Raw genomic sequence first — 15,826 nt, forward strand, 5'->3', positions numbered from 1 at the left:
ATGATTGAAGTTAACAATCTCAGCAAACGTATTGGCTCAGTACAAGCCTTAGATGGGCTAAGTTTCAGCGCACAAAATGGCACCATCACAGGTTTGCTTGGCCCCAATGGTGCGGGCAAAACGACTTGTTTACGCACTTTATTTGGCTTGCTTAAAGCGGACTCTGGTAGCGCTAGCATAGATGGTATTGATGTTGCGACTTCACCCATTGCGGCGAAACGTCAACTGGGTTTATTTCCCGATCCTTGTGGTTTATACGACCGCCTTACACCACGGGAATATATTGAATTTTATGCTGAGTTATCAGGTATGTCGGGCCGTGATGTCAAAACCGCGACAGAACGCACCTTACAACAACTGCATATGTTGGATATTTCTGACCGCCGTTGTCAGGGCTTTTCGCAAGGACAACGAATGAAAACTGCGCTGGCGCAAGCCATAGTACACAGTCCAAGCAATATTATCCTTGATGAACCAACCCGCGGATTAGATGTCATGAGTACCAGGCAGCTGCGTAATATCTTGCTAGAGCTTAAACAGCAAGGGCATTGCGTGTTGTTTTCAAGCCACGTAATGCAAGAAGTTGCAGCCCTGTGCGACCAAGTCGTGGTGATGGCCAAAGGTAAAGTGGTGGCAACAGGCACACCAGCTCAGTTATGTGATTTAACTGGGTGTCAGAATTTGGAAGAAGCATTTATTCAACTAATAGGTTCGGATGAGGGGATAGCAGCATGATTAAGGCCATACATACTCTGTATAAAAAGGAAGTGCTAGACGCCAGTCGCGACAAGCGTTCATTGATGGCAAGTGTCTATTTCGCGATTGGTGGGCCAATTTTGTTTTGCTTGCTGTTTATGGCGATGATCAACAACACTTTGGCACCGTCCAATTTGAAAATCACCATTGAAGGTGCAGAGCACGCGCCAGCTTTAGTCAGTTACTTACGCACAAAAGGGATTGAGCAAGGGCATGGGGAAGACACTAAGGCGATTCGTTTGAATATAAGTTCAGATTATCGTGAGAACATGAACCAAGGTCGCCCAGCTATGGTGACACTCGAAGCGGATTACGCCAATGAAAAACTGCGGGATGGTTTAAAGCGGGTTGAAAATGAGTTGCAGCGTTATAGCGCTCAAATTGCATCGCTACGTCTGATCTCTCGTGGTATAGACCCTAATATTGTGCAGCCGCTTGAGTTCAATAAACAAGACCTAGCCACCCCAGATTCGAAAGCCGGTTTAATGTATGGTGTTGCAACGCTTTCGATCATCTTAAGCTTATTTTATGGTGCGATGAATCTGGCCATAGACAGCTCAGCGGGCGAGCGTGAACGCAATTCGCTGTCGTTACTTTTGAGCCATCCGGTGTCGACACTACAAATTGTGATTGCGAAAATTGCTTCTATAGCGACACTCGGTATGGTTTCACTACTCTTGGTACTGCTGGTTTCTAAGTTAGTTTACCCTATGGTGCCGTGGGAAGAGTTAGGCTTTAGTATCAGTTTGAATGTGGACTTTATCCTGTTTGCATTGTTAATCGGCTTACCTTTAGCGGCGATGGCAGCAAGTATTATGGTGTTTGCGTCCTTTTTAGCAAAAACATTTAAAGAGGCACAATCTTACCTTGCCATGGTGTTATTACTGCCAGTGGGCTTATCAATGGCACGCTCGTACAACTTAGGTGGTGATGTGTTAAGTTGGTTGCCAGTAAGCGGTCAGCAATCAGCTTTGATAGCCTACATTAAAGGTAATAGCTTAGCTATGCCCGAATTGCTCAGTGCTTCACTGGCAACCTTGGCGATTGCGGCCGTGTTGGCTTGGATCACCAGCAAACAGCTACGTAGTGAGAAAGTGGTATTTGGCCTTTAATCTGTAAAAGCCGCTGCGCATATCAGCGGCTTAACTTAATCGAGCAGGGCAGAGGAAGCTCATTGCCCTGCACACCGAAACTAACAAGCCTCTTGTTGAATGGGCTTGTTAGTTATTTTTAGGTTAGTGCGCAGTCAGCAGTTCTTTGGCACTCGCTCGGGTGGTGGCACTGATCACATCCCCCCCTAACAAGCGCGCAATCTCTTCTACTCGGCCACTGTCATCAAGAGCTTGCATGCTAGTGAAGGTAGTCTGATCATCACTAAATTTAGAGACAAAAAACTGTTGGTGTGCACAGCTTGCAACTTGAGGTAAATGGGTTACGCAAATCACTTGGGTCGATTGCCCTAGTTGGCGTAGCAACTTACCCACCGCTGCCGCAGTTGGGCCAGAGATACCAACGTCTACCTCATCAAAAATTAGGGTAGGGGTAGTGACACGCTGAGCGATAATCACTTGAATAGCTAAGCTTATCCGCGACAGTTCGCCGCCCGATGCCACTTTGCCGAGTGCCTGCATAGGTTGACCGGGGTTAGTCGAAACTAAAAATTCGATTTCGTCTAACCCCAGCACGTTAGGCTTACTGTTTGCGCGCGGTGTCAGTTCAATTGCAAATTTACCTTGCGCCATTGAAAGGCTTGCCATGCTTTGCGTGATAAGGCCATTTAAGGTCTGCGCGGCATTTGTACGGCTGTTACTTAAGGCATTTGCGGCGACTTCATATTGGTGCAATGCGGCTTTTATTTCATCCGCCAATTCATCTAAACGCGAGTCACTGGCTTCGATATTGTTCAGCTCTTGCATTAATTGCTGATGATGTTCGGCCAGTAATTCCGGTTTTACGTGGTGCTTGCGTGCTAAATCTAAGGTGCGTGCCATACGGTTGTCGAGCAATTCTAAACGTTCAGGGTCTTGCTCTAAGTCGGCGCTGTAATGGCGAATTTCGCGACTGGCTTCCTCGACTTGCACGCAGGCATCTTGCAACATGTTGGCAATCGGTTCGAGGGCTTTATCGTAGTCCGCTAATTCAAAAAACTGTGAGCATGCATGCTGCAATTGGCTAAGTACCGTGTGGTCGTCTGCCTCATACAAATATTGCAATTCGCGCTGACAGGTTTCCAAAATGGTTTGACTGTGGCTTAAACGGCTGTGCTCAGTTTCAATTTCTTCGAACTCGCCCGGTTGCAAGGCAAACTCGTCAAGCTCGGCAACTTGGTATTCCAACAATTGCTTTTGAGCGGCTAACTGTTGCTGCTGATTAAGTAAGGTTTGTTGCTCTTTATAGAGTTTTTGGCAAGTTTGATAGTGGCTTTTTACCGCCTTTAGCAGCTCGTCGTGTCCGGCATAAGCATCTAAAAGTAGTAATTGGTGGTCGTTTTTTAATAGCAGTTGATGGGCGTGCTGGCCGTGAATGGCGATGAGTAACTGACCTAAATCCTTGAGCTGTGCCGCAGTGACGGCAACACCATTGATGTAGTTTTTGCTGCGGCCATTTTTCGCCACTACACGGCGTAAAATACATTCACCTTGCTCACCCTCGAGCATGTGCTCTTGCAAGTAAGCAAGGGCAGCTGGCAGGTTTTTGACTTCAAACTCTGCTGCTATCTCAGCTTTTTCGGCACCTGGACGGATACTACTGGCATCACTACGTTCACCTAAACATAAAGACAAAGCATCAATCGCAATAGATTTACCAGCGCCAGTTTCTCCAGTGATGGCCGTCATACCACGCTGCCATTCAATACTGAGATCACTGACAATTGCATAATTTTGAATTTCGAGACTAACCAACATACTGTTTATCCATCCAGTTAATTACTGTTAATTTATACAGTAAAATAATTTTTGGCAAATGAATTTTGTTACCTCGCGAGGAATATTTTTATTGCTGCCGTTGGCTCTGCACAAACATATCGCGTTGCGCTGCTACTTCAGTTTGGAAGCGTATATAATGTCGTTAACTACTTAAGGAGACTGATATGGTTAACCCGCTTAATGACGACCGTCTGAATGCCATTTTGAAAAATGACAATCAGCAGCGCTACCAATTTTTACTGCGTGAAGTTGTCGCTAACGAAGAGCTTTGGATCCTCACCGACGAGCATGGCTGTGTGATGCTAAACAGTGATGACGAAGATTGTGTGCCGGTGTGGCCAAACCAAGAGTTTGCAGCGCTATGGGCAACGGGCGAGTGGCAGGATTGTACACCGCAGGCTATCAGTTTGAAACAGTGGCAACAAAAATGGACTGATGGTTTAGCCGACGATGAGCTTGCTATCGCGATTTTTCCGTTACCAGATGAAGATGGCTTGATTGTCTATCCAGATGAATTTGATCTCGCCTTAGCGCAGCAAATGGCGAAGCGTTAATTGTGCCGCTGCAAGCTAAGGATGTACTTGGCTTGCAGTTGCTTAATCGTTGACTAACTCCTGCGCTTTGGTGGTGTTAGCCTTGATAAATTGCTCGGGCGCTGCCTCTGGCTCTGCGGGTTTGGTTGCTTCTACATGTGGTAAAGGCTCATCTGAGGTGCGGATCACCACAATCAAGGCCGGTAGAATTTCGTGATAAAACGCGCGGTTAAATGCAATGCCAGTATTTGGCAGCTCAGCAACAAAGTACTGCATTTGCTCCGCTAACTCATCAAATCGACCTGTAACTTGGCACTTTTTTAACTCATTAGTGACAGTGGCGAGGAAAAGATCTGTCACTTTTTCTAAATGTAATAAGTTTTCTTCGTTGTGCGGCTGCACCACAAAAAAATTGCTGATAATGGCCTGGAGCTTAGGTAAATATTTAGGGCGTACAATTCGTGCTTCTGCGAATTCAGCAAGGCGAGCTTTAAAATGACGATGCAGCTCTCTGACCCGTTCATTATACGCGCGTTTTTCTGCTTCAATGGCTTTGCGGCGGTTATTTTCCACCACTAAATACACACCTAAAATCGTGATCAGCAAAAACACGGTCACTAACACTATCACATTCATTGTGATTAAATTACCCAAAATAACTACACTGTTAATCTGCTATTTTGCGTGAAAAGCAGGGCACTCGCAATACCTTAAAACAATTGACTGCCCCAATTCAACTTTTGTCGTAACACATTGTAATAAGAATATGATTTTGGGTGAATTAAACGTAACTTGCGTTCCGCTTTACGGATCACAACTTCGTCCCCAGGTAAGACAGCTAACACCACATGACTGTCGCAACTCACTTGTAAGCTATCGGTGTTTTCAAGGCTAAGTTTAAGTCGAATGGTGCGATCTGCGTCGACCACCAGCGGACGACTTGAGAGCGTATGTGGGAACATAGGCACGAGCGCCATAGCATTGAGTTCCGGAGTTAAAATGGGCCCGCCACCAGAGAGGGAATAGGCAGTAGAACCAGTCGGTGTACAAACGATTAAACCATCTGAGCGCTGCGAAAATACAAAGTCATCGTTAATAAAGGCTTCAAACGCTATCATGTGCGCGACTTTATCCGCATGCAACACCGCTTCATTAACGGCGGCATTGGCGCTTTTCAGCTCTTCATGGCGATAAACTTCGACTTCCAGTAAAAATCGCGATTCTTCAATATATTCGCCGCGTAGCACTTGCTCTAAGCTGGCTTCAAAGCCCTCGGGATTTAAGTCTGTTAAAAACCCTAAATTACCTCGGTTTACGCCAATCACGGCGACATTAAACCTTGCCAGTACTCTTGCGGCGCCCAGCATATTGCCATCACCACCTACGACAATCGCTAAATCAACGCGCTGACCAAGACTCACTAAATCAAGTAAACTGGAAGTTGGGATAGCCTCAAGATTGACGCCGACGCGCTCTTCAACAAACACCTCGCAGCCTAATGCTTGCAAAAAGGTATAGAGGCGGTGTAATGTCAACGCCGCGCCTTCGTGGTTGGGTTTACCAATCAGCCCGATGGTTTTAAAAGGTGTGGTCATGATGTTTTGTCATATACTGTGCTTAGCTTAAGCGTAACCGATATTGCTGTACCTTGAAAATCAAAAATACGCCCAAATAACAAGAATATGAACATAAGTGCAAAAGACCAGCTCGTTTTTTCTGCGGTGATGAACCTTTACTGTGATGGTGAAGGATTGCCTGTTGCCTCATCGCGGCTCGTAAAACATACCGGAATGTCGGTGTGCTCTGCGACTATTCGTAATGCGATGGCTCGGTTAGAAAAAGCTGGGTTGCTCTATTCTCCTCATACCTCGGCTGGGCGCGTGCCGACTGAAGCCGGTTTCAAATATTGGTTTGAAAGCTATTTTGCGTTATCGGAATTAGCGCAATATTGGCAACCCGAACAAACCCAGTTAGTAGCATTTGCTCATACCTTGGCGCAAAAATACAAGGTTTGCTGCTGTGTAGGTTTGCCGCAGGTAAGTAGCCAGCAGGTGTTTCGAGTTGAAGTACTAGATTTTGACGGCGATAGTTGGTTGGTACTGCTTATTGATAGACAAGGGCAGTCGAGCAACATTTGTATTGATAAGCCCAATTTGCAAAGTGATGCGCTGCGCTATCAGTTTGCTACTTGGCTTAATACCGTCTTTAGCCAGCAAAACTTAGTTGAAGGCTTACATCGTATGCGTGCCATGGCCAACACAGCGCCCGCACAATGTCGTGATTCATTAGCGCAGTGGACGCGACAACTGGCGCAGCAACTAGGCAGTGACAACAGCATAGTGGTAGGTGAGCGTCATCTTTATAATCAATTAGCAATCGAAACCGAACTGAATATTGGCGTCGCGCTACTCAATTGGGTGGAAGACAAACTGGCGTTAAAAAATGGTGTGTCGGTGCTACTGCCACACGATTTACCAGGCGAGGAATTCCGCGACTGTTTGATATTGAGCGTACCGTATTTTGTGAATCACGAATATCAAAGCCGTTTTTGTATCATCGCACCACGCAGCGCCCAGTTAGAAGCTTTAATCACAGAATTTAATGTCATTGGTGAAATTAGGGGTTGAAACCAGAAGATCAATCCCCATAATTACGGCATTCGTCAGAATTGGAGAAGTTTTACATGTCTGAGCAGACAAATCCTGAACTACAAAAAGATCAAGCAGAAGAAATTCTTGAGACTGTAGACGCGCAGCAAGATGCTGAAATCGTATCAGAAGTAAGTGCAGAAGAAGAAATAGCCGGGCTTTATGCTGAGCTTGAAGCTGCGAAGCAAACCATTGAGTCGCAAAAAGACAGCGTGTTACGCGCTGCGGCAGAAGTGGACAATATGCGCCGCCGTGCTGCACTTGATGTTGAGAAAGCACAAAAGTTTGCGCTAGAAAAGTTTGCTAACGAATTATTGCCAGTGGTGGATAACTTAGAGCGTGCCATCGAGTTTGCTGATAAAGAAAACGAGGCACTTAAGTCGACTCTGGAAGGTATCGAAATGACCATCAAGAGCTTTGCAGACGCGCTTGCTAAGTTTGGTGTTGAAGCGGTAAGCCCACAGGGCCAACCATTTAACCCTGAGTTACACCAAGCTATGGCAATGCAACCAAGCAACGATGTGTCGCCAAATACGGTGCTTGCGGTAATGCAAAAAGGTTACACTTTAAATGGTCGTTTATTACGCCCAGCTATGGTAATGGTATCAAAAGCCGCTGAATAAGCGCTCAAGATCCTAAGCGCTAATTTAAGTGCGAAACAAAGTTAAGCGTAAAACAAGGCCTCCTTATTGGAGGCTTTGTTGTTTTTGGCGATATTGTGCAAACAGCGTGAGCACAATTGCGCCCAACATCATGACCGAAAACGCCTTCGCATCTTGGGGTTGAATAATCGCTAACAGCGGGCCGACCAAAGCGCCACTGCCAAATCTCAGTGTGCCAATCACCGCCGTTGCAGTGCCAGATTTATGCTCAAACGCTAAAAGGATTAACGCATCTGCGTTACTGGCGATAACACCCAAACACATCATCAGTGGCGCAATAGTAAATACGGTTGGATACAGCCCCCAATGGAAGTAGCTGACCGCATTAAGAAGTAGTGCGCAGACTAAACCAAGCGCTAAACTTAAATACAGCATTTTACGTGACCCAAGCCGCGTCACGAGGCGGGTATTAATCAAGTTCCCTAGTGTTAATGCAATGATATTACACGCAAACAAGACGCCAAACCATTGTTCTGACACTTGGAAATATTCAAGATAAACAAACGGCACTGAGGTTAAAAAACAAAAGAAGCCAAACGATACCGCCATAGAAGTGATGATATCGAAACGGGCTTTAGGTTCACCCAGCACCACTTTGTAGTTGTCAATAAACAGTGCAAGGCCACGTTTAGACGAAGGTTTTAACGGAATATCGATGAGCTGATAGTAGCTCCAAATGAGCGTGAGGAGTGCATACGCGGCCAGTACCCAGAAAATCGCCGTCCAGTGCCACAACACCATCAACCCCGCGCCCACGGTAGGGGCAACTAAGGGGGCAATCATCATGATCATAGATACATACGACATACCTTTAGCGGTATGTTCTTGATACAAATGCCGCACAATACCGGGCACCACCACAGTGGCTGCCGCGCCAGTAAAAGCCTGCAATACGCGCAGTAGCCAAAACTGTTCAATTTCAGTACATAAAGCTAAACCCACTGACGTGAGCGCAAACCCGCCCAAACCAAATAGCGCCAGCTTTCGTCGAGCATATTGGTCGGCAAGAGGCCCAAACACCAGCATGCCTAAAGCATAGCCTGCGAGGTAAAGGCTTAACGAAACTTGGACGTTTTCCATGCTGGTATTGAGTTCATTGGCAATAGTGAGCATGGCAGGCAAATACATATCCACAGCCAGTGGCGTAATCGCGACAATACTGGCCAATAACGGCAACAAAATACGGTTGTTCATAAGGAAATATAGAAAAGCGCAGAGAAAAACGGATTATACCAGATTACCGCATAGCAATGCCGACATTTCGATAGTAACCACTTGGTTGCGATAAAGTGCAAATTATCGCCATAAATTCAATGGCAGCCGACTAAACAAGGATAATTCCCCTGTAATCTGAGATTGTCACTTGAGCACAGCTAGAGTTACTTTTACACTGAGAGAACGCAGACTAGACAATGGAAATATCATGAATAAATGGCTTTTAAGTGCGCTGTGTGTGGCGCTACTAGCAGGGTGTAAAACCTCTCCAACAGGTCGAAATCAAATCGCCTTATTTTCATCAAACCAAATGGCCGAAATGGGGCAAGCTAGCTTTCAAGAAATGAAAGCCTCCATGCCAATTGAACACGAGCCGTATGTCAACCGCTATGTTAACTGTGTAACGAACAATATCATTAAACAACTGCCAGCAAATTTTGCCAATCAAGCTTGGGAAGTGGTGATATTTAAAGATGAAAGCGCCAACGCGTTTGCACTACCGGGTGGCAAAATTGGGGTGCATACTGGCCTATTAACCGTTGCTAAAGACCAATCGCAACTGGCCGCAGTGCTGGGCCACGAAGTGGCGCATGTGATTGCAGAGCACGCCAACGAGCGGATGTCGCAAAATGCTTTACTACAAACTGGTATGCAAGTAGGCGGCGCCGCACTACAAATGGGTAATGTGCAATACCGTGGTGAAATTATGCAGGCACTTGGCCTTGGCGCGCAATTTGGCGTGATTTTACCCTTTAGTCGCAGCCATGAATCGGAAGCCGATTTAGTTGGCCTTGAATATATGGCCAAAGCTGGGTTTGATCCAAAAGGTGCAATCGCCCTTTGGCAAAATATGCAGGCACAAAGCGGCGAGCGCCAGCCTGAATTTATGTCTACTCACCCTGCACCAGAAAACCGCATTGCAAAACTTACCGCCTATTTACCTAAAGTAACGCCGTCCTTCGAGGCCGCAAAACAACAAGGTAAAGCGCCACAGTGTAAGTAACTTCAATAACCTCTGAGCAAGCTCGCTTGTTCAGGGGTTATCACGTATTTCAGCGTATAACATTTTCTGAAAGTGTGAAAAAACGTGAAAATCGTGATTGTGCATATTTTTTATTCTTCTATAGTACTAATAAGTGCTTATAGAGGGATTCGTTATGTCATCTGATTTATTTAAATCACAACTGCAGTTTATGCGTTCTGTTTGCGAGCGTTGCGCAGCTGAACTATCTGCAACTCAACAGGGCTTTCTTGACGAACTCATGCGCTTTGCTGAAGTGCAGCACAGTTTTGTACTCAACAAAACGGAACTCATGCTTGCGATTGAAAAATCCGCGGGGGCGCTAACAAGCGACAATTTCAGAAAGCGAATTAGTCAGTTGAATTTAGTATTTAATGATGACGAGTCACCGGCAGGGATTAAGTTTGAAAACAGCAAAGCCACGTTAACAATCGCATTTGATGCTAAGTTGCTCGAACAATCTTTGGACGAGGAAACCGTAGGTAGTATTCGTCGCGTCAACGAATCTGGTGCTCCAGATATTGAACATATTATTGAGTCCACCGCGAGTAATGCAATGACGGGCATGTCGCCGCAGGTAATGTTTAGTTACTGCTGGGGCGGTCAAAAAAAGCTGCTCGAGAGGAAAAGGGAATTTGCAACACGGTTAGAACAAGCGCTGAAATCCCCACCCGCTAAATACAAAAACGAACCCAAGATAAAACTCTTTATTGATGTTGATGGCTTTGAATTAGGAGAAGATCAACAGAGTCAACAAGATTTGGCCTGTGAGCAATCTGGTGCAGTAGTGGTTCCTTATTGTCACGGCTATTTACATTCCAACCCCTGTCAACGTGAAATCGAGTTCTTTTTAACTGAGCAAGGTGCAAACGTTAACGGTAAAAAGGCGATTATAGCGCCTTTTAACACGCCAATAGGCAATGCGGATCTGCGTTATTTAAAAAATCTGGCGGCGGTTCCTGCTCACTACTCAACGCTTTTAAAGCTATTAGAGTCTGAAAATGAGTCTGATATTGGCGAGTTTGTTGAAAAAATAGTGGTAACGCTTTACGAGCATTTTATTAAGCAAAAAAAAAACTTAGCACCGCTTTTTAATGAGCAAGACGAAGTGAGTGGGAATTTAATGTATGCCGCTAAGCAACATAAAATTTTATCCAATCCGGAAGAGCTTTTTGCTGCGCAAGGTGCACAAATAAGTCATCAATATGGGATTAAAATTGTCCCCCATATAACAAAGTGGGCGTTAAGCACCACTTCAGAGAGCACTCGTTTATTTTATCTTTTAGGTGATTTTGGCGCGGGTAAGTCCACAACCTGTCAATTAGTCACCAACCAGCTGACAAAGGAATATGATAAGGCAATAGCTGCGGGTGATACTGAAGCAGTATTACCGATTTATTTAGACTTAAAAAAATTACTCAACGCCTTTAATAATGTCGGCAGCAGTCTCGATGCACCGGTAGAAAAACTGCTTGAAACCATGTTATCCACAACCGGAGGCAAACCCGTTGAGGGGAAGAAAATCATCGACTTTGTGCACAAGCAACCGGCACTACTTATTTTTGATGGTTTTGATGAAGTTGGGCAAAAGCTCAACGAGCAGCAGCAAGTGGGTCTCCTTAAAAAAATCGTAGAGATATTTCCTAATACGGTTTACCAACAAGATTTACTGCGCTTACAAGGAAAAGCGTCCCACAGTGCTGAAGGGGTGCCACATAGGTCGCGAATACTGATCAGCTGTCGAACCCACTTTTTTAGCAGTGTTGAAAAGGAATCGGCATTTCGCCACTTATACTACCGTCATGATGCGGGCGAAACGATTGGCGATGTGGCGAATTTTCAAACCTACTATCTACTGCCATTTAGCAAAGAACAAATTCAAAGCTACTTGGCTAAATGGTTGGGCGAAAAGGAAGGCCAAAAAGCAGTACAGTTTATTGAACGAGTCCATGATTTATCAGGGTTGTCTGAGCGACCGGTGATGTTGCAGTTTATCCGTCAGCTTATTCCCGACTTGATGCGAGAGGCGGAGCACAATAGCAACATTAACGCGGCGACCTTATATCGTAAACTCTTTCAGCGCGCAATGACCCGCGATGCGGAAAAGCACTGGATAGACACTGACGAGAAGTTTCAATTGTTAGCACGTTTTGCTGTTTTTATGTGGCAGCAGAAAACCAGCCAGTTAAATCAACAGTTGCTGGTCGCATGGTTCGAGCAAAATTACGGGCTATTTACGCAAATAAAGATAGATATTCAACAAGGTAAAGTGGGGATCAAAGCACTGCTGCAAGACCTATTTAATGCTTGTTTGCTGGTGAGAGATAATGAAGACAATTACCGCTTTGCTCATACGTCGTTTTATGAATTCTTTTTAGCTTGCGGGCTATTTGAGTTGGTACGTAATGTTCCGCCAAACTGGCAACAGGGTTTTGATGTTTTTGGCAATGAAGTTGCGAACCACGGCTTAAGCCTCAACCAAGAAACCCAGCAATTTCTTATTGATTGGCGCTTAACCACCAACCCACAGCATCTGATGCAGTTTGATAACCAGTGGCAAAGGTTACAACAACAACCGAGTGAGCATGATAATAAGCAACTGGCATTTGAACTATGGTACTTAGCTTATCGAACAACTCAGCCATTTACATTACCAAAACATCCGAATTGGTCAGGTATAAATCTACAAGAGGTTAATTTTGAACATACGCTAGATTTACGTGGTGCGGATTTTAGTCATTGCTTGATTTCACAATCTTTGTGGCGAAATATTGACTTGTCGCACAGTCACTTTGCTGGCGCACGAATAATGCAAAGCCATTTTGCGCATTGTAACTTTGATAGGCTGCAAAGCGCACCTAATAGCGTGCAGTTTGGTCGCTTTTGGCAATGCCAATATGTCGAGCGATTCAGCGTTGGCCTAAGTAGTCACAACCAAGCAAACTTTAACATGCCAACTTTAGGCCTAAACACCATGGACAATTTGCAATTACGGCTACCCACATTCGGCGATGCCAATGCCTTGTGTTACCACCCAGATGGCAGCGAGTTGTTCTTTGCGGGGGATGACGGGATTGTGCGTAGCGTCGACCTTGCCAGTGGTGAGGTGCGGGAGATTGCACAAGCAAAAGGTGGGGTATACTGCTTAAGTTACCACCCGGATGGCAGCGCGTTATCGTTTGCGGGGAGTGAAGGGATTGTTTGTAGCGTAGACCTTGCAAGTTTTGAGGTGCGGGAGGTTGCCCAAGCAAAATATGGGTTACATTGCTTAAGTTACCACCCAGATGGCAGCGCGTTGGCGTTTGGAGGGTGGGATGATATTGTGCGCAGCGTAGACCTTGCAAGTTGCGAGGTGCGGGAGATTGCACAAGTAAAAGGTAGGGTAACTTGCTTAAGTTATCACCCGGATGGCAGCGCGTTGTCGTTTGCGGGGGATGAGGGGGTTGTGCGTAGTGTAGACCTTGATAGTTTCGAGGTGCGCGATATTGCACAGGTAATAGGTGAGGTAAGTTGCTTAAGTTACCACCCGGATGGCAGCGCGTTGTCGTTTGCGGGGGATGATGGGATTGTGCGCAGCATCGACCTTGCAAGTGGTGAGCTGCGAGAGATTGCAGAAGCAAAAGGTGAGGTAAGTTGCTTAAGTTACCACCCAGATGGCGGCGTGTTGTCTTTTGCGGGGGACGGAAGAATTGTTTGCAGCGTAGACCTTGAAAGTGGTGAGGTGCGGGAGCTTGCGCAAGCAAAAGACGGGGTAAGTTGCTTAAGTTACCACCCAGATGGCAGCGCGTTGTCGTTTGTGGGGGATGGTGGGATTGTGCGCAGCATCGACCTTGCAAGTTCTGAGGTGCGGGAGATTGCACAAGCAAAAGGTAGGGTAACTTGCTTAAGCTACCACCCGGATGGCAGCGCGTTGTCGTTTGGAGGGAGTGATGGGATTGTTTTCAGCGTAAACCTTGCAAGTTTTGAGGTGCATGAGATTGCACAAGCAAAAGCTAGGGTACACTGCTTAAGTTACCACCCAGATGGCAGCGCGTTAGCGTTTGGAGGGGGGGATGGGATTGTGCGTAGCGTAGACCTTGCAAGTGGCGAGGTGCGGGAGATTGCACAAGTAAAAGGTAGGGTAACTTGCTTAAGTTACCACCCAGATGGCAGCGCGTTGGCGTTTGGTGGGAGTGATGGGATTGTTTGTAGCGTAGACCTTGTAAATGTTGAGGTGCGCGAGCTTGCACAAGCAAAAGATTGGGTAACTTGCTTAAGTTATCACCCGGATGGCAGCGTGTTGTCGTTTGTTGGGTGGGATGGGATTGCGTGCAGCATCGACCTTGATAGTTTTGAGGTGCGCGAGATTGCGCAAGTAGAGGGTATAGTAACTTGCCTAAGTTACCACCCAGATGGTAGTGCGTTGTCGTTTGGGGTGCATTATGGGATTGCGTACAGCATCGACCTTGTAAGTTTTGAGGTGCGCGAGATTGCACAAGTAAAAGATGGGGTATACTGCTTAAGTTACCATCCGGATGGCAGCGCGTTGTCGTTTGTGGGTGATGGTGGGATTGTGCGCAGCGTTGACCTTGTAAGTTTCGAGGTGCGCGAGATTGCGCAAAAAAAAGGTAGGCTAAACTGCCTAAGTTACCACCCAGATGGTAACGTGTTGTCGTTTGCTGGCTGGGCGGGCGGGGTGCACATACATGATGGGCATCACGCTATTGAGGTTCGCGTGCATAGAGATAGCTATTTTGTGCTTGTCGATAACGCCATAGTCAAAGTGGGTGGTGAAGCGTGGCGCTATGTAACAGCCGTTAAAGAAGGGGATGGTTTTACCTATGAAGTCGAAGCGCCAACACGTCACCCCAACTGGGCAAATTTGCAAAGGCCGTTTTGCCTTCACTAATGTTGGCGAGCAATTGTAGCGACCTAATAGGGAGCTTGACGTAAGCTGATTAGCGCTTATGTGCCTACAACGTTGAGAGGGCGAAAAAATGTTAGATGAAAAAAGTTTAAGTGCTCGAGTTTCGACCTATAAAAAGGCTTTCGCGAGTGGGGCACTCCACTTCGCTCCAACCAGCCAGAAAGCGCGGTGCTCCCAATAGGCATTTATTTGATGAAAACAGTCAATACATATATTCAGACGATAGGTTTTACCATCACAGCATTGGTTGCGTTTGCGGCCAATTCGGTGTTGTGCCGAATTGCGTTGAAAGATGATTTTATTGATGCTTCTAGCTTTACGGCGGTTCGCCTCTTGTCTGGTGTTTTGGTGTTTCTCGTTTTATTGAGTTTTAAGCGTAAGCCGTTGGCAAGTAATGGCAAAAGAAAAGCGGGTAGCTGGAAAGCTGCATTAATGCTATTTGTTTATGCGATTGCATTCTCATACGCATACGTTTCGTTGGATACTGGGACAGGGGCGTTGGTTTTATTTGGTGCCGTTCAGCTTACTATGATAGCGACCAGTGTCTTGAAGGGAAAAAGGTTGCACTTAGCTGAGTGGCTCGGGGTGCTTATTTCATTTTCAGGACTTGCTTACTTAGTGTACCCAACACTCACTACACCTAGCCTTTCTGGGTTTATGTTAATGGGGCTATCGGGTATTGCATGGGGTATGTATACCTCGTTTGGTCGCGGTTCAATTGACCCAATGAGAGATACTGCCTCAAATTTTAAGTACACAGTTCCTTTTGTAGCAGTTTTGGTTTTAGTTACCTTTCCAGCAATGAATATTTCACTTTACGGCGTGGTTTTGGCTGTGATTTCAGGTGCGTTTGCTTCGGCGCTTGGTTATACGATTTGGTATAGTGCATTAGCTGGCTTATCCGAGATTGAGGCAGCGGTTGTGCAGTTATCAGTCCCAGTTATAGCGGCAATCGGTGGGGTTTTATTTGTCGCTGAAGCTATCAGCATGCGGTTGGTTCTCGCATGTATACTGGTGCTGGGTGGAATTTTTATGGTACTAATCAGTCGCTGGAAAAGTGCAAAGAGATAAACATGGCAATCGGTGTAACAGACCTCTAAACGTGTGGCGTTATTGCCTTATGTTTCTGGCACAGATGCCAGTTTGAGTAATATCTAT

At 46.0% G+C, this 15,826-nt stretch carries 12 protein-coding genes; 8 read left to right on the forward strand and 4 right to left on the reverse strand.

Annotated features, from left to right (window positions below; genetic code table 11):
• Both ACFOEE_RS18880 and ACFOEE_RS18885 read left to right on the forward strand, forming a co-directional pair.
• Positions 1-735: an ABC transporter ATP-binding protein gene (locus ACFOEE_RS18880; RefSeq protein ID WP_377128112.1), complete on the forward strand. Its 735-nt coding sequence runs from the start codon at positions 1-3 to the stop codon at positions 733-735.
• On the forward strand, positions 735-1,868 hold the full coding sequence (locus ACFOEE_RS18885) for an ABC transporter permease (RefSeq protein ID WP_377128186.1): 1,134 nt from the start codon (positions 735-737) through the stop codon (positions 1,866-1,868). The genes ACFOEE_RS18880 and ACFOEE_RS18885 overlap by 1 nt, the downstream gene beginning before the upstream one ends.
• Positions 1,869-1,991: 123 nt before the next feature.
• Here ACFOEE_RS18885 and recN read toward each other — a convergent pair whose 3' ends face one another.
• Positions 1,992-3,662 (reverse strand): DNA repair protein RecN, encoded by a 1,671-nt coding sequence (gene recN, locus ACFOEE_RS18890; protein WP_377128115.1) that lies wholly within the window; start codon positions 3,660-3,662, stop codon positions 1,992-1,994.
• Between the two features lie 185 nt (positions 3,663-3,847).
• Here recN and ACFOEE_RS18895 point away from each other — a divergent pair, with 185 nt between their 5' ends.
• Entirely contained in the window at positions 3,848-4,237 is a 390-nt protein-coding gene (locus ACFOEE_RS18895; protein WP_377128118.1) for a DUF2750 domain-containing protein, read from the forward strand.
• 42 nt (positions 4,238-4,279) lie between these two features.
• Here the strand turns inward: ACFOEE_RS18895 and ACFOEE_RS18900 are convergent, their stop codons facing one another.
• A complete protein-coding gene (locus tag ACFOEE_RS18900) occupies positions 4,280-4,852 on the reverse strand; it encodes a hypothetical protein (RefSeq protein ID WP_377128121.1) in 573 nt (190 codons plus the stop codon).
• 74 nt (positions 4,853-4,926) lie between these two features.
• Positions 4,927-5,811, reverse strand: coding sequence for an NAD(+) kinase (nadK, locus tag ACFOEE_RS18905; protein WP_377128124.1), 885 nt, complete (start codon positions 5,809-5,811; stop codon positions 4,927-4,929).
• Positions 5,812-5,898: 87 nt separating this feature from the next.
• On the opposite strand from nadK, the gene ACFOEE_RS18910 reads away from it, so the two are divergent.
• Both ACFOEE_RS18910 and grpE read left to right on the forward strand, forming a co-directional pair.
• Entirely contained in the window at positions 5,899-6,843 is a 945-nt protein-coding gene (locus ACFOEE_RS18910) for an HrcA family transcriptional regulator (protein WP_377128127.1), read from the forward strand.
• A 56-nt stretch (positions 6,844-6,899) separates the two neighbouring features.
• Positions 6,900-7,487 carry a nucleotide exchange factor GrpE gene (gene grpE / locus ACFOEE_RS18915; protein ID WP_377128130.1) on the forward strand — a complete coding sequence of 196 codons (588 nt, stop codon included), beginning with the start codon at positions 6,900-6,902 and terminating at the stop codon, positions 7,485-7,487.
• Between the two features lie 63 nt (positions 7,488-7,550).
• On the opposite strand, the gene ACFOEE_RS18920 is transcribed toward grpE, so the two are convergent.
• Positions 7,551-8,720: a Bcr/CflA family multidrug efflux MFS transporter gene (locus ACFOEE_RS18920; RefSeq protein ID WP_377128133.1), complete on the reverse strand. Its 1,170-nt coding sequence runs from the start codon at positions 8,718-8,720 to the stop codon at positions 7,551-7,553.
• 229 nt (positions 8,721-8,949) lie between these two features.
• Here ACFOEE_RS18920 and ACFOEE_RS18925 point away from each other — a divergent pair, with 229 nt between their 5' ends.
• The 3 genes from ACFOEE_RS18925 (at position 8,950) to ACFOEE_RS18935 (ending at position 15,739) form a co-directional block, all read left to right on the forward strand.
• Positions 8,950-9,744, forward strand: a complete 795-nt coding sequence (locus ACFOEE_RS18925) for a M48 family metallopeptidase (RefSeq protein ID WP_377128135.1) — start codon at positions 8,950-8,952, stop codon at positions 9,742-9,744.
• 154 nt (positions 9,745-9,898) lie between these two features.
• On the forward strand, positions 9,899-14,650 hold the full coding sequence (locus tag ACFOEE_RS18930; RefSeq protein ID WP_377128138.1) for a WD40 domain-containing protein: 4,752 nt from the start codon (positions 9,899-9,901) through the stop codon (positions 14,648-14,650).
• Between the two features lie 210 nt (positions 14,651-14,860).
• Complete coding sequence (locus ACFOEE_RS18935; protein WP_377128141.1) at positions 14,861-15,739, forward strand: DMT family transporter; 879 nt, start codon at positions 14,861-14,863, stop codon at positions 15,737-15,739.
• The last annotated feature ends 87 nt before the right edge of the window (positions 15,740-15,826 follow it).

It is taken from the genome of Pseudoalteromonas fenneropenaei, assembly GCF_042643375.1.
GTDB lineage: Bacteria > Pseudomonadota > Gammaproteobacteria > Enterobacterales > Alteromonadaceae > Pseudoalteromonas > Pseudoalteromonas fenneropenaei.

Bases quoted from the DNA above. Each gene is read 5' to 3' on its own strand.
- ACFOEE_RS18880 (WP_377128112.1), top strand. From the start codon at position 1: ATGATTGAAGTTAACAATCTCAGCAAACGTATTGGCTCAGTACAAGCC.
- recN (WP_377128115.1), bottom strand. From the start codon at position 3,662: ATGTTGGTTAGTCTCGAAATTCAAAATTATGCAATTGTCAGTGATCTC.
- ACFOEE_RS18895 (WP_377128118.1), top strand. From the start codon at position 3,848: ATGGTTAACCCGCTTAATGACGACCGTCTGAATGCCATTTTGAAAAAT.
- ACFOEE_RS18900 (WP_377128121.1), bottom strand. From the start codon at position 4,852: ATGAATGTGATAGTGTTAGTGACCGTGTTTTTGCTGATCACGATTTTA.
- nadK (WP_377128124.1), bottom strand. From the start codon at position 5,811: ATGACCACACCTTTTAAAACCATCGGGCTGATTGGTAAACCCAACCAC.
- ACFOEE_RS18910 (WP_377128127.1), top strand. From the start codon at position 5,899: ATGAACATAAGTGCAAAAGACCAGCTCGTTTTTTCTGCGGTGATGAAC.
- grpE (WP_377128130.1), top strand. From the start codon at position 6,900: ATGTCTGAGCAGACAAATCCTGAACTACAAAAAGATCAAGCAGAAGAA.
- ACFOEE_RS18920 (WP_377128133.1), bottom strand. From the start codon at position 8,720: ATGAACAACCGTATTTTGTTGCCGTTATTGGCCAGTATTGTCGCGATT.
- ACFOEE_RS18925 (WP_377128135.1), top strand. From the start codon at position 8,950: ATGAATAAATGGCTTTTAAGTGCGCTGTGTGTGGCGCTACTAGCAGGG.
- ACFOEE_RS18930 (WP_377128138.1), top strand. From the start codon at position 9,899: ATGTCATCTGATTTATTTAAATCACAACTGCAGTTTATGCGTTCTGTT.
- ACFOEE_RS18935 (WP_377128141.1), top strand. From the start codon at position 14,861: ATGAAAACAGTCAATACATATATTCAGACGATAGGTTTTACCATCACA.